Origin of the sequence: Enterococcus faecalis (genome assembly GCF_029024925.1) — a bacterium.
GTDB classification, from domain to species: domain Bacteria; phylum Bacillota; class Bacilli; order Lactobacillales; family Enterococcaceae; genus Enterococcus; species Enterococcus faecalis.
The window spans coordinates 787,012-801,175 of sequence record NZ_CP118962.1; the positions used below are offsets into that span (position 1 = coordinate 787,012).

Consider the following 14,164-nt stretch of genomic DNA (forward strand, 5'->3'; position numbering starts at 1 on the left):
TAGATTCTTGCAGATGGGAGGCAAAAAAATGAATATTGTCCTGAACAATCCATTGGAAACAGAAGCAATTGCTAAAATCATTGGACAAAAGGCACAAGCTGGTGATGTAATTGTCCTGACTGGTGATTTAGGGGCCGGTAAGACGACAATGACGAAAGGGATTGCTTTAGGATTAGGCATTTCCCAAATGATTAAAAGTCCCACCTATACGATTATCCGAGAATATCCACAAGGACGACTTCCGTTATACCATATGGATGTCTATCGTGTTGAAGAGGGTGCGGATGAATTAGGGTTAGATGAGTATTTTGAAGGAGATGGGCTATCCGTTGTAGAATGGGGCAGCTTGATTGAAGAAGAATTGCCAGAAGATTATTTAGAAATTATTTTAAATAAAGATTCTCAAGAAGCTGACAAGAGAGTTCTTGAATTCCGCGGAACTGGTCCATTGGCAGAAGAAAGAATAGCAGAGATTCTGAAAACGTGGGAGGCTCGCGAATATGTCTGAACAAACATTTTCTATTCGAGAAGCAGTGCCTACTGATGCGGATCAATTACTATCTGTGATGTCAAAAATTGGGAGTGAAACGCCCTATTTGGTAATGGATGAGCGAGGAATGGCCATGTCGACAACAGAATTGGCTGAAAATCTAGCAACACTCTATGAATCGCCAAATAATGTTTTATTGGTGGCATTAGCGGGAGAAGCGATCATTGGGACCGCATCTGTGTCTGCTTCTTCTAAAAAGCGGATGGAGCATATTGGTGAAATCGGCATTAGTATTTTAAAACAGTACTGGGGCTATGGACTGGGCAGTATCCTGATGGAAGAACTTATTCGCTGGGCGCATGAAAGTCATGTTATTCGTCGCTTGGAATTAACGGTACAGGATCGTAATCAACGAGCGATTCATGTCTATAAAAAATTAGGGTTTGAAACAGAGGCAATTATGCCTCGGGGCGCCAAAACAGACCAAGGTGAATTTTTAGATGTTCATTTAATGCGTTTGCTGATTGATTAATTATTGGTTAATAATTTTAATTTCTTAAATAATCGAACGATAATTGCATGAAAAAACAAAATTTTCGCAATTATCGTTTGTTTCATATTTATTTTTCTGATATTTTTGTTATAATTATAGAAGAATTTAACGAAAAAATGAAAATTTATTTTGGGAAGGAATGTAAGAAATGGCGAAGGCAACGAAAATGAATGTTAACTATCGAGAGTCGATCTTGGATCGTGCGTATCGTTTAGAGCTAATAAAAAAAGATGAGTATGCAAAACATCAAGAAAAATTATCATTATTAAATGAAAAATTGTCTGACGGGGAACCAGCTCAATTTGATGCAAAAGAAGAAACGTTTTGGAAAAAAATTTCGCAAAAAGTTATTTTATAAAAGTAATACATACGAATAAGAGCGTACACATAGAAAGAAGCGTAAGCAGTGTTAAACTGCTTACGCTTCTTTTTTAATGAACAGGAATAACTGTTTCACGCTTAATTAATTTGTGAGGAATAACGAGACGGACACCATTTGTCAATTCTTCGTGGATTAATTCATATAATTTTTTCATCGCCATTCGACCTAATTCTGACGTGTCGATGTCAATGCTTGTTAGATAAGAATGTGTCAATGTTGAAAAGATTGAGTTGTTAAAACTAATAATGGATAACGTTTCAGGAACTTGATAACCATAGATTTGCGCAAGTTGCATCGTCCGCAAAGCAAAGATATCATCAATCACCACCAACGCCGTGGCATTATTTTGATGAAGAATGTCATCAAAAGCCATGTAATCTTCAGGTTTTTCTAACGCAACGCTTGGTAAAACAGTTAATCCTTGCATCATCATTGCTTTTTGATAACCAAAGTAACGTTCAAAGTACAAACTTTCATGCGTTGTATTGGTCACAAATAAAATATTTTTATGGCCGTTTTCAATTAAAAATTCCGTCGCTTGTTTCCCTAATAATTGATTATCATTATCCACGTAAACTATTTCCGTTTCATGTTGGTAAGGTTGACCAATTAAAGTAAAGGGAATGTTGTTTTCATATAAGTAATCAATGACGGGGTCCTTACTATCTGAATACACAAGAATAAAACCGTCCACTTGCTTTTGAAGATGCATTCTTTTAACGTTTTCCAATAGTACATCAAAGCTTTTGGCAGTTGCAATAGCAGTAGTCATATCATAAAGACGGGCTTCCTCGTTGATGGCTTCCATAATTTCTAAATAAAATGGATTCCCTAACCGTTCTTTCGAATCTAAAGGAGGTAAAATTACGCCAATGGCACTTGAAATTCGTTTACCCAAATTCCGTGCCGTCATATTTGGCACATAGCCTAAGTCATCCATGACTTTTCGCACTTTCTTTTTTGTCGATTCAGAAATACTTGGATGATCGTTAATGACACGCGAAACGGTTGAAGTTGCAACCCCCGCTTTCTTAGCGACATCTTTTACTGTAATTGCCATTTTTGCCACGCCTTTCTTAGTGATTATAGAAGGTTAAATTGATAAACCGTTTGGTAGGTTTGCTTTTTATTAGCTGGTAATAAAATAGAGCCCCACTGAGGATGATGAACAATGTCTGGATACTCTTGTGGTTCAATTGCTAAGCCATAGTTTGAATGCATCGCTTGTCCATTAATAGAAAAAGGAGCCTCAAAACCAGTCGTAGAAAATAATACCATACTTTGGTTCGTTGTTGCTATCGTCATTTTTCTTCCAGAAGTAGGTTCTTGTAAGCATAATTGTGGCTGTCTTAAGTCAGAGCCAACTAAGGAGAAAACATCATCTAACCCGGTTGGATAGCGTTGGAGGATTGTTTCGATAGGTGTCAGTTCATTAAAACGTATGGATAGTTCAGAAGCTGGTAAAATCCGTCCAGTAGGCAGCTTATTATCGTCTAATTCTAACATACCTTGACAGTTCAAAGATAGCAAATGTGACAGAATGTCTAACTTTCCATCGCCAGATAAATTAAAGTAGGCGTGGTTTGTAGGATTAAAAAGTGTTTCCTGTTTACTCCGTCCAGTACTGATCATTCGTAAATGATTATCCTCTAGCTGATAAGTGATGGTGGCCTCAATTGGTCCAGGATAGCCAGAAATGGTGTCGGTTAAATGAAAAGCAACGCCAATGATATCCTTTTTTTCAAAGGGCTCGACTGTCCAATATTGAAAAGACCACCCCTTTGAGCCACCATGGATATGATGACCGTCGCTATTTTGTTCTAATATTCCATTTTGCCAATGGCCATTACGAATACGTCCAGCAACTGGTCCAACAGTGGCGCCAAAAAAGCTTTGATCCTTTAATACATCTTGATACGAATCATACGATAAAAGGATATTTTCCCAATGATTATTTTTGTTTGGCATCAAAAGTTGATGGAGGCGCGCGCCATAATTGAGAAGAACGACTTCTAAAAAGTCGTTCTTCAAAGTAATTTTTTTTAAGTTTGTGCTTGGAATATCGGTTACGGTGATACGATTATCCTTCATGATCAAGCCACACTTTTTTTAAGTAATCAAACGTTAAAGCGCTCGTCTCTGGCACGATGGGCAACCCTTCGCCTAACTCTTCTTTGCGGCCAACGCCAACAGGTTGCGCTCCGCTAGCAAGAATCGCTTGAATCCCAGCTTTGGCATCTTCAATGCCAAGACATTCTGCTGGTGTCAAATCAATTTCTTTCGCAGCTAAAATGAAAATATCTGGAGCGGGTTTACCTGCCTGGACGTCTGCTGGATTAGCAATGGCATCAAAAAGGGGCGTCAATTGCATTTTTTCTAAAAGAAAAGGCCCATTTTTACTTGCAGAAGCCAAGGCGATTTTAATATTGGCCGCACGTAATTCCGTTAATAAAGAAAAAATTCCTGGGTAGACATCTTCAGGCGTAATCGCTTGGATCATTTCCAAGTAATAATCGTTTTTCCGTTGCGCTAACTGGGCAAATTCTTCAGAAGAAAACGTGCCTTCTTTTTTTCCGTATTTTAACAGTAACTGCAGAGAATCTTCACGGCTTACACCTTTCAATTGTTCGTTGAAAACACGGTCAATGGAAATTCCAATTTCGTTCCCTAATTTTTTCCAAGCGTGGTAATGAAATTCTGCTGTATCAGTAATAACACCATCTAAATCAAACAAAACGCCTTTAAACATGAACTTCTTCCTTTCTGATCGGTAAAACTAATCGATCTTTTAATGTGTATTTTTGATCGTAAACAGTTAATGGAATTGCAGGGCCGTCGAGTAAAGTGAAGGCCACTTGGTCTGCTGAAACTTCAACAAATAGTAAACGATTCCGATAATTAATGTGGAATGAGTAGGCTGTCCAAGTCGCTGGTAAAAAGGGTGCAAATTTTAGTTGTTGATGGTCCGTTTTCATTTGGGCAAAACCTTGCACAATCGCTAGCCAACTACCAGTCATTGAGGTAATGTGTAAGCCATCTTCTGTATCATTATTGTAATTATCTAAGTCAAGGCGCGCTGTTCGTTGATACATTTCCACTGCTTTTTCTTCCATGCCTAATTCAGCAGCTAACACAGCATGAATGCTTGGTGAAAGGGAAGATTCATGGACAGTCATTGGTTCGTAAAAGTTAAAGTTCCGGCGTTTTTCTTCTAAAGAAAAGGCGTCATTGAAGAAATAAATTCCTTGAAGAACATCGGCTTGTTTAATGAAACAAGACCGCAAAATTTTATCCCATGACCAATGTTGATTTAAAGGCAGCTCACTAAGTGGTAAATCAGAAACAGGCATTAAATCTTTATCTAAGAAAGTGTCATGTTGTACAAAAATGCCTAATTCGTTATCCACTGGGAAGTACATATTTTCTACAATGTCTGCCCATTTAGCTAATTCGTCGTCTGCAATTTTGAGCGTTGTTTCTTCTTGGAATTTTAAATAAGACTCACGGGTGTAACGTAGAACCCACGCAGCGATGGTATTGGTATACCAGTTATTATTGATATTATTTTCATATTCATTTGGCCCCGTTACGCCATGAATCATATATTGTTTATGACGTTGGGAGAAGTGGACCCGATCTGCCCAAAAACGAGCGATTGCTACAAGTACTTCTAGACCAGCATCTTTTAGATAATCTTCATCTCCTGTATAGTTGACATAATTATAAATCGCATAAGCAATCGCACCATTTCTGTGAATCTCTTCAAAAGTGATTTCCCACTCATTATGACATTCGACACCAGTAAAAGTAACCATTGGGTAAAGCGCACCCTTTAACCCTTGTTGTTGGGCATTATGAATGGCTTGAGGCAATTGATTGTGGCGATATTTCAGTAGATTTTTAGTAACTTCGGGCTTAGCCAACGCCAAGTAAAGTGGGACAGCGTATGCTTCAGTATCCCAATATGTGGCACCACCATATTTTTCGCCAGTAAAGCCTTTTGGTCCGATATTTAAACGATCGTCTTCACCATAGTAGGTTGAGAAAAGTTGGAAAAGATTAAAACGAATGCCTTGTTGGGCTTCGTCATCTCCTTCAATAACAACATCAGCTAATTGCCAACGTTTTGCCCAAGCGGCAGCTTGCCCAGCTTTTGCTTCAGGGTACAAGGTAGTCATTTCTGCAAATAATTTGTTTACTCGTGTGATTTGTTGCGTTTCTGGCACATCACGACTGGTAACGACAAGCACTTCTTTTGTGATAGCGGTCGTTTCGCCTTCGTTTAAAGACACCGTCAATTCTGCGGTTAAAGCCAAGGGCTGTTGTGTATATGTAGGCACAACAGAGGCTCCATCGATGAAATGGCGCATGCCTGCAGTCACTGTAAAACGCTCTATTTCAAAGTTGTTAGGAATGGTCTTAGTTGTAACAAAGCCAAGTGTTTCTTGTGTTTCAATAGCTCTTTCTTCCCAAAAATGTTCTTCATAATTGCTGTCTTCATTTTGAACATCGCCATCCAATTTTGAGTGAAGAGTGATTGTGCCTGTACCTTCCAGCATTTCAATTGTTAAGTGGATGTAAGCTGCTTCTTTTTTTTCTAAGCTTAAAAAACGTTCAAAAGAGAAGCGCACTTTGTTCTTCGGTGTTTGGATGGTGAATTGCCGAGAAAGAACCCCGTTTTGCATGTCTAATTCTAAAGAAAAATCTTCGTAAGGTGTAGTGGCTAGATCAATTGTTTGTCCATCAATTTGTAAGTCCATTGCGATGAAATTAATTGCGTTAATCACTTTACCAAAATATTCAGGATAACCATTTTTCCACCAACCAACACGTGTTTTGTCTGGATACCAAACACCGGCTAAATAGGTTCCTTGATGGTGGTCGCCAGAATAGTGTTCTTCAAAATTTCCCCGCATCCCCATATAGCCATTGCCAATGCTCGTTAATGATTCTTGTAAACGTAAATTTTCTTTATCTAAGTGTGTAGTACGGATTTTCCAAGGATCAATTTGGAATAAACGTTTGATTTGTTTCATGAGAATCCCCCTCAGTGATTTTATTGATAGGTCTATCATAAACGCAACCGATTGCATTAGTCAATAGTCAATGCTTAAAAAGTGTAATCTTATGAATAAAAGCTGAAACAAAGGTAGGATAGAAGGAGCTTTATTTGCTTTATTAAAAGACAAAATAAAAAAGGATTAAGTAGTAGGGAGTTGTTTTCCACAATATTTTTGAAATTAAAGCATTTACAAAAAGGAAACAGGAGTATATAATGGCAACATAACGAAACCGATTGCGTAAGGAGTGGCAGGAATGAAAAAAATGTTTAGTTTTGAGTTTTGGCAAAAATTCGGGAAAGCTTTAATGGTCGTTGTGGCAGTAATGCCCGCAGCGGGTTTAATGATTAGTATTGGGAAATCGCTTCCTTTAATCGATCCTAATTTAGGCTTGTTAGTAACAACAGGCGGAGTTCTAGAGAGTATCGGTTGGGCAATTATTGGCAACTTACATTTACTATTTGCGTTAGCAATAGGTGGCAGTTGGGCCAAAGATCGTGCAGGTGGAGCATTTGCAGCGGGGATTTCTTTTGTTTTAATCAACCGTATTACTGGAGCCATTTTTGGTGTAACAAATGAAATGTTGGCAGATGAACAAGCTTTCACGCATACCTTATTTGGCACCAAGATTATGGTGAAGGGATTCTTTACAAGTGTCTTAGAAGCCCCGGCATTAAATATGGGTGTCTTTGTAGGGATTATTGCTGGTTTTGTCGGTGCGATGGCTTACAACAAGTATTACAATTATCGGAAATTACCAGATGCGCTATCATTTTTTAATGGTAAACGGTTTGTCCCATTTGTCGTTATTTTGTGGTCAACAATTGTCTCAATTGTATTAGCACTTATTTGGCCAAATATTCAAGCGGGAATTAATAATTTTGGGTTATGGATTGCGCAATCTCAAGACAGTGCACCTATTTTAGCGCCATTCTTATATGGAACGTTGGAACGTTTGTTATTACCTTTTGGGTTACATCATATGTTGACGATTCCAATCAACTATACACAATTAGGTGGAACGTATGAAATTTTATCTGGCGCACAAGCTGGAACCCAAGTCTTTGGTCAAGATCCTTTATGGTTGGCTTGGGCAACAGACTTAGTGAATCTTAAAGGCGCTGGTGATATGAGCAAGTATCAGTTTGTCTTAGAAAATTGGACACCAGCTCGATTCAAAGTAGGCCAAATGATTGGTTCTTCAGGGATTTTAATGGGGATGGCTTTGGCGATGTATCGTAATGTCGATGCAGATAAAAAAGCTAAATATAAATCAATGTATTTTTCTGCTGCTTTAGCTGTTTTCTTAACTGGTGTGACAGAGCCGCTAGAATTCATGTTTATGTTTGCTGCAATGCCGCTTTATGTGATTTATGCCGTGATCCAAGGTGCTGCTTTTGCAATGGCTGATATTTTACCATTGCGTGTGCATTCGTTTGGAAATATTGAATTGTTAACAAGAACACCGCTAGCAATAAAAGCTGGTTTAGGTGGCGATTTAATCAATTTTGTTTTAATGGTCATCATTTTTGGTGTTGTCACTTATTTCTTAGCCAATTTCTTAATTAAAAAATTTAATTACGCAACACCTGGAAGAAATGGAAACTATGACAATGATAACGGCGAAGAAATCGCATCTGGCGCGGCTGGTTCAGGCGTCGTCGATCAGCAAATCGCGCAAATTGTCTACTTACTTGGTGGTAAACAAAATATCAAAGAAGTTGATGCGTGTATGACACGCTTACGTGTCAGTGTAAAGGATCGAGAAAAAGTCGGTTCGGAAGAGGCGTGGAAACGGGCAGGCGCAATGGGCTTGATTGTGAAAGATAATGGCGTTCAAGCCGTTTATGGACCAAAAGCTGATGTTTTAAAATCCGATATTGAAGATTTACTAGCTTCCGGCGTTGACATTCCAGAACCAGTTATAGCAGAAAGTACAGCAGGAGTGCCAACAACGAATTTCTTAGGTAAGAAAAAAGATTTCGTGGCTGTAGCGACAGGGGAAGTTATTCCAATGGCGCAAGTCAATGATCCTGTCTTTTCACAAAAAATGATGGGGGATGGATTTGCAGTTAAGCCTCTAGAAGGAGAGGTGGTGGCACCAATTTCGGGGAAAGTTCTAAGTGTTTTCCCAAGCAAACATGCGATTGGGCTACAAACAGAAGAAGGTATCGAAGTACTTGTCCATATGGGAATTGATACAGTTGAAATGGCAACACCTGCTTTTGAATCTTTTGTTAAAGAAGGACAATCATTGAAAGCTGGGACGAAACTAGCTAAAATGAACTTGGATGTGATTGAACAAGCTGGCAAAGAAACAACGATTATTGTCGCTTTTACAAACAGCGACAAAGTGGAACAAGTAGTTATTAATCAACTAGGAACCACCACTGCGGGAACTGTGATCGGACAGATTGAAATTTAAATGATTAGGTATGAGGTCGGGACAGAACCGTTTAACTCCGAGAAATAAGAAGGAATTTCCGGAAATTGCTTTTTAATTTTTGGATAATTTTGGCTTATTTCCGAAGGAGTTGGTTCTGTTCCCGCCGTTTATCAGGTTTTGCGCGTGAAGCAAAAATCCAAAGTGATTTTTGTCCCACTCACAGACCTAATAACATGTAAGAGAAGGGGAAAAGATGAATCTTTTAACAATCAATACTCATAGCTGGTTAGAAGAAGAACCATTAAAAAAATTAGAGGAGATTGCCAAGGTGATTTTATCTTCTGAAAGTGAAATAATTGCCTTACAAGAAGTGAATCAGAAAGTCGCTTCCAAGAAAGTGCCGTTAGAACAGTTAACTACTTTTTGTCCCATAGCGACCCAAACGCCGATCCATGAAGATAATTTTGCATATCTAATCGTTCAATATCTAGCTGAAAAAGGCCAACACTATTATTGGAGTTGGGAAATGAGCCACATTGGTTATGCTATTTATGAAGAAGGGAACGCACTACTTTCGAAATGTCCGTTGACTAGTGAAGCTCTCCTTATTTCAGAAAGCCAAGAACCAACGAATTATCGAACAAGAAAAATCTTAGTAGCGGAGACAGAGAGTTCAAAAGGTACGCTTACTGTTGTCTCTGGTCACTTTTCTTGGTGGGAAACACCCTGTACAGGTTTTGCCTATGAATGGCTACAATTAGAGAAATACTTAGCGACGGGGCAACAACCGTTAGTCATTTTAGGCGATTTAAACAACCCAGCTGGTACAACTGGCTATCAATTAGTGGAAAATAGTTACTTGCCGATTCAAGATGCATTTGTTGTAGCGGAAGAGACAAGCGGTGAAGCGACAGTAGAGAAAAAAATAGATGGCTGGGAAGAAAATGAAGCAGCCTTGCGGATTGACTACGCATTTGTTCCAAAACAGTGGCACGTACGAAAATATGAAGTAATTTTTGATGGTAGGAAAACACCGATAGTCAGTGATCATTTTGGCTTACTCATTCAACTAAAATAAGAAAAAGCGCTGAATTTTCAGCGCTTTTTCTTATTTACTCGCTCATGTAACTATTCCTCTTAGTTTTGTTTGGCTAATTCTTGATCCCGAAGGATGGTGGCCTCAATCCCTTTGATGACTGTTGAAATAAACGCATTGTTTTCTAATTCGACAATCCCAGCAACCGTGGTTCCACCAGGAGAACTGACCTGGTCGATTAAAGTCCAAGGATTCTCTGTACTATTTGCCAAAGTTTGAGCGCTGCCTAGTACAGCTTGTGTGGCAATTTCTAAGGCTAACTCTTTGTTCATACCATTTTTAACGGCTGCTCGGGCAATCGAATCAATAAATAAGAAAGCATACGCAGGAGTGCTACCTGCAATAGCAGTAAAAATCGAAAAATACTGTTCCTCTAATTCCCAGGCTTGGCCAACTGCTCGAAACAACGATAAAACAGTCTGGATGTCTTCAGGGGATGCAAAAGCGTTACCACAGACAGCTGCTGCACCCGCGCCAATCAACGCATTCATATTGGGCATCACACGAACAAGACGAAGCGGTTGGGTAGTCTCAAACAGTTGATACAATTCTGCAATAGTCGTACCTGCTGCAATGGAAACAATTAACGGTTGCTTGTCTAAAATTGCTTCTTTTGCTTCAAGTAAAGCCGCTTGAACGAATTGCGGTTTCACCGCTAAAATAACTAAGTCAGCTACTGTAATAGCTTCTTGAGGCGAAGCAACCGCGTGTGCACCAATTTCTTGTGCAAAAGCGGCGGTTTTTTCGACTTGAATATCATAAAAATAAAGGTTTTCTGCGGCAATAAATTGCTTTTTTAGCGCACCTTTGGCAATAGCGGATGCCATATTTCCAGCACCGATAAAACTAATTTTCATAAAAAATTCCTCCTAAAAACTGTTGAATCTCTTTTTTCGTGTTACCATGTATCTAGTATAGAAGGAAACGCCAAAGAAAAAAATAGAGGGAGTAAAGTAAAAAGTGTTGGATTATGAGGTGATTAATTGGCAAGCAAAGAAGAGCAATATGTAGCATTTTATCAGTTTTTAGAGACCTTAGATTGTTATTTAACCACTACCAATGCTCTTGAGAATGAAGTAGCGCAATTTAAGGAAAATCCGCATCGAGAAATTGCGGGCTTTATGTTGGCATCTTCGGAAACAATTGACGTTCCGAAAGGATTTATTCGGATGCTCTATTGTTTAGAGCAAGATGGCAATGCTTATTTGGATCAACAAAGGTGTTCGTTTTCGGCTGGCCAAGTCATGATTGTCAATGAGGCCACCTCGGTTAGCTATCAGGGGCAAGGAATGTCTATGATTATATTTTATTTTAAAAAGCACTATTTTCTTGATACGCTCTTAAATCAGCTGGCGGAAGAACCAGTCATGTATCGTTTTTTTACAGAAATTGCTAGCAGTGAATTTGAAAACATTCCTCGATATTTCGTTTTTGCCAGCCAGCCAAATTCGGATGTTCACGTCTATTCGCTATTATTACTGAAACAAATTGTGAAAATGGCCTATTTTAATAATAAAGTGACCAAAGCGGCCTTTGTTTTGCTAGTGGTGGAACTAGGTCAACTGCCTAGAGAAGCTTTAAAGATGCAAGATAATTATTTGTCGAATCATCAACGTGTTGAGGTGATTTTAGCGTATATTGAGCAACAGATTGCGCATGTCACTTTAGCAGAAGTCGCCGCTAAATTTCATTTTCATCCGAATTACTTATCGAATTTTTTAAAAGACAAAACAAACAAAACGTTTACGGAAATTGTCTTAGCCTACCGAATCCAATTGGCGAAAAACTACTTGAAGCAAACAGATTTATCGATTCAAACGATTGTTGAACGAATCGGCTATCAAGACAAAGCCTTTTTTTATAAACGTTTTAAAGAAGAAATGGGCATGACCCCAAAACAATATCGACAGAAAGAGGGAATGGCAGATGTACGAAGAAGTCTTTGAAGAATTTCAGTTAACTGTAGTAGAATTACCAATCGAATTCGTTGATGATTTGCCTGTCTATCGCGGACACTTAAAAGAATTAACGTTTCTTTCAGCGGAAGCCTCTTCACGAAAAAAACTTTACCAACAGCTTTTACAGGCTTATTTGTTGTATAGAGAAGAGAATCAAGCAGTTGTTGAAGAGGAAGAAATAACCTCCTCATTATTGTCTACAGAACAGTTATTAAAATACTATGATGGTGAAACGTTCGATGGGTTTCAGTTGCCATCAAATGAATAAGAAAGCAGGGGAACAGATGGATACAATGGCAAAAATTAATCAATTTCGTGATGAAAGAAATTGGCGCCCCCACCATAATGAAAAAGATTTGGCGCTCTCAATTTGTTTAGAAGCAGCAGAATTGTTAGAACTTTTTCAATGGAAAACAGCAGAAGAAGGCATCAAACAAGAAGAACGAATCAAAGAAGAATTGGCTGATGTTCTCATTTACTCCTACATGATGGCTGATAATTTAGGGTTTGATTTGGACGAAATTATCGAAGAAAAGTTGAAGAAAAATGCGTTGAAATATCCAGTGCCAGAAAAACAAGTGTTGAAACAAATGAATCGAAGAACTTCTAAAAAAGAATAACGAAGTGGAAAATAGCCAGTATTAAGAAATTCTGAAGGGTTTGCGGAAAACAGAAATAAAAAGTAGTTTTCTGCTGCAAAAAATTTTAAGGAGGAACAATCAATGATTACAGGCACAGAAATTGATTTTATTGTTAGTGATAGTTTAAAGGCATTAGCTTTATATAAAGAAATCTTTGAGGTTCATGTAGTTGAAGCGACAAAGTATCCTGTTGGAAGGAATGAAGTAGTGTTTAACTTATATGATACTCGGTTCCATATGTTAGATGCTAATGAAGAATTTGGTTTAAAAGCACCAGATTCAGAACATCCCAATACAATTTGGTTCAATATCACGGTAGCAGATATTGTGCAAACTCATAAAAAAGCCTTAGCAAATAAGTGCATTGAGATGCAACCAGTTACAGAAATGATGGAAGGAGCTATTCAAAATTCGTTATTTGTTGATCCATTTGGTTACATGTGGATGGTACATCAAATTAACCAAGAACTAAATTTTGAAGAGCGAACAGAAATTTTAGAAAAAGAAGTGTAGTAAGGAGTGGTGCTCAGAGATGAGTACCACTTTTTTTATTTTACAATAGAAGTAAAATACCAATGATCCTGTGGTGATCAACAAGACAGTAAAAAATTGGAGATAGAAAGTTAGTGTGTCATAGAAATACAGCAATATTCTCTAATAATTACTCTAACGTTAAAAAAATTGAGAAAATGCCAGATTGATTTTTGATAAACTGTAAACAAAGAAAAACAGGCTGTAAAAATCTTGATAAATCAATGGAATAAAAGGAGAAAGCGAAAGATTAATTCTTGTATGTAGATACAAAGGGAGACTAAATGAATGAAAAACAAAAAGCGGATAAAATTTGGTATCTTAATCGCAACAATAATAGCAATAGCCATAATCGGCACGATTGGAGTGAAAAAAATGAACGAACCAACAGAAAAAGAAAGACAAATTGCTTTTTTGGAAAAGCATGAAGAGGAAATGACGGAGTATATTAAACAATCAGAGTTAGATAAAGTGGCCAGTGTTGAGTACCTTTGGAATACGGTTAAATCAGATAAAGGCATGGCATTTACAAAAGAATTTTTAACAATTAAAACCAATATTTATGACGGAAGAAATATAAAAATAAATGGTTTTTGGATTAATATTTTTGTAGACAATGTGAGAGATCCTAAGAAAATTAGTAACATAAATTAAAGGAGAATATATATGAGTGATTTAGTAAATTATTATAATGTTTATGCCAATTTATCCCAAGCTTCGTATAAAGGGCGACCTCAGTCTAAATCGTTAGCTAAACTTGACGATAATCAATTGAAAGAAATGGAGATAAAAAATATGCTACATTCTATTTTCCCAACGCCAAAGACGCCCACGGAAATGACGTCAGTACTGTCTACCTCCAACCAGACAACACTGTAAAAACAATCAAAGAAAAAAATGGGTATGTAGGGAAACGGTTTATAAAAAAGGATTATCAACATAGGAAAAGTCAATCAAAAACAATCAAAATAGAAAAAATCACATAGCAACTCTTCCCCATACATATTAAGGAGGTGAAAAATTGAAAAATAAAAAGCGGATAAAATTTGGTATATTAATCGCAATAA

Annotated in this window: 16 protein-coding genes; 11 read left to right on the forward strand and 5 right to left on the reverse strand. The window is 37.8% G+C overall.

Features of this window, described 5'->3' with window-relative positions:
* Positions 1–13: 13 nt before the first annotated feature.
* The 3 genes from tsaE (at position 14) to PYW42_RS03885 (ending at position 1,401) form a co-directional block, all read left to right on the forward strand.
* Complete coding sequence (tsaE, locus tag PYW42_RS03875) at positions 14–508, forward strand: tRNA (adenosine(37)-N6)-threonylcarbamoyltransferase complex ATPase subunit type 1 TsaE (RefSeq protein ID WP_002409305.1); 495 nt, start codon at positions 14–16, stop codon at positions 506–508.
* A complete protein-coding gene (locus PYW42_RS03880) occupies positions 501–1,022 on the forward strand; it encodes a GNAT family N-acetyltransferase (protein WP_002388894.1) in 522 nt (173 codons plus the stop codon). Before tsaE ends, PYW42_RS03880 begins: the two co-directional genes overlap by 8 nt.
* 169 nt (positions 1,023–1,191) lie before the next feature.
* Positions 1,192–1,401 (forward strand): hypothetical protein, encoded by a 210-nt coding sequence (locus tag PYW42_RS03885; RefSeq protein ID WP_002355840.1) that lies wholly within the window; start codon positions 1,192–1,194, stop codon positions 1,399–1,401.
* Positions 1,402–1,474: 73 nt separating this feature from the next.
* Here PYW42_RS03885 and bopD read toward each other — a convergent pair whose 3' ends face one another.
* Genes bopD through PYW42_RS03905 form a run of 4 tightly spaced genes read right to left on the reverse strand, consistent with a single transcriptional unit; the run spans position 1,475 to position 6,461 of the window.
* Positions 1,475–2,485, reverse strand: a complete 1,011-nt coding sequence (gene bopD / locus PYW42_RS03890; RefSeq protein WP_010816099.1) for a LacI family transcriptional regulator BopD — start codon at positions 2,483–2,485, stop codon at positions 1,475–1,477.
* Between the two features lie 23 nt (positions 2,486–2,508).
* Positions 2,509–3,516 (reverse strand): aldose epimerase family protein, encoded by a 1,008-nt coding sequence (locus PYW42_RS03895; protein ID WP_002388878.1) that lies wholly within the window; start codon positions 3,514–3,516, stop codon positions 2,509–2,511.
* Positions 3,506–4,174 carry a beta-phosphoglucomutase gene (gene pgmB, locus PYW42_RS03900; protein ID WP_002411188.1) on the reverse strand — a complete coding sequence of 223 codons (669 nt, stop codon included), beginning with the start codon at positions 4,172–4,174 and terminating at the stop codon, positions 3,506–3,508. Before pgmB ends, PYW42_RS03895 begins: the two co-directional genes overlap by 11 nt.
* Positions 4,167–6,461, reverse strand: a complete 2,295-nt coding sequence (locus tag PYW42_RS03905; RefSeq protein ID WP_002388931.1) for a glycoside hydrolase family 65 protein — start codon at positions 6,459–6,461, stop codon at positions 4,167–4,169. Before PYW42_RS03905 ends, pgmB begins: the two co-directional genes overlap by 8 nt.
* A gap of 280 nt (positions 6,462–6,741) precedes the next feature.
* On the opposite strand from PYW42_RS03905, the gene PYW42_RS03910 reads away from it, so the two are divergent.
* Positions 6,742–8,910 carry a PTS transporter subunit IIBC gene (locus PYW42_RS03910; RefSeq protein ID WP_002388966.1) on the forward strand — a complete coding sequence of 723 codons (2,169 nt, stop codon included), beginning with the start codon at positions 6,742–6,744 and terminating at the stop codon, positions 8,908–8,910.
* 214 nt (positions 8,911–9,124) lie between these two features.
* Positions 9,125–9,949 carry a maltose 6'-phosphate phosphatase gene (mapP, locus tag PYW42_RS03915; protein WP_002370688.1) on the forward strand — a complete coding sequence of 275 codons (825 nt, stop codon included), beginning with the start codon at positions 9,125–9,127 and terminating at the stop codon, positions 9,947–9,949.
* Between the two features lie 59 nt (positions 9,950–10,008).
* On the opposite strand, the gene proC is transcribed toward mapP, so the two are convergent.
* Entirely contained in the window at positions 10,009–10,824 is an 816-nt protein-coding gene (gene proC / locus PYW42_RS03920) for a pyrroline-5-carboxylate reductase (RefSeq protein WP_002388904.1), read from the reverse strand.
* A gap of 126 nt (positions 10,825–10,950) precedes the next feature.
* On the opposite strand from proC, the gene PYW42_RS03925 reads away from it, so the two are divergent.
* The 6 genes from PYW42_RS03925 (at position 10,951) to PYW42_RS03950 (ending at position 13,976) form a co-directional block, all read left to right on the forward strand.
* Positions 10,951–11,913: a helix-turn-helix domain-containing protein gene (locus PYW42_RS03925; protein ID WP_002388930.1), complete on the forward strand. Its 963-nt coding sequence runs from the start codon at positions 10,951–10,953 to the stop codon at positions 11,911–11,913.
* On the forward strand, positions 11,894–12,193 hold the full coding sequence (locus PYW42_RS03930) for a hypothetical protein (RefSeq protein ID WP_002358867.1): 300 nt from the start codon (positions 11,894–11,896) through the stop codon (positions 12,191–12,193). Before PYW42_RS03925 ends, PYW42_RS03930 begins: the two co-directional genes overlap by 20 nt.
* Positions 12,186–12,545 (forward strand): nucleotide pyrophosphohydrolase, encoded by a 360-nt coding sequence (locus PYW42_RS03935; protein WP_002409302.1) that lies wholly within the window; start codon positions 12,186–12,188, stop codon positions 12,543–12,545. The genes PYW42_RS03930 and PYW42_RS03935 overlap by 8 nt, the downstream gene beginning before the upstream one ends.
* Before the next feature lie 102 nt (positions 12,546–12,647).
* Positions 12,648–13,079: a VOC family protein gene (locus PYW42_RS03940; RefSeq protein ID WP_002388862.1), complete on the forward strand. Its 432-nt coding sequence runs from the start codon at positions 12,648–12,650 to the stop codon at positions 13,077–13,079.
* 306 nt (positions 13,080–13,385) lie between these two features.
* Complete coding sequence (locus PYW42_RS03945; protein WP_002388829.1) at positions 13,386–13,751, forward strand: hypothetical protein; 366 nt, start codon at positions 13,386–13,388, stop codon at positions 13,749–13,751.
* 12 nt (positions 13,752–13,763) lie between these two features.
* Entirely contained in the window at positions 13,764–13,976 is a 213-nt protein-coding gene (locus PYW42_RS03950) for a hypothetical protein (RefSeq protein ID WP_002409301.1), read from the forward strand.
* Positions 13,977–14,164: the final 188 nt, after the last annotated feature.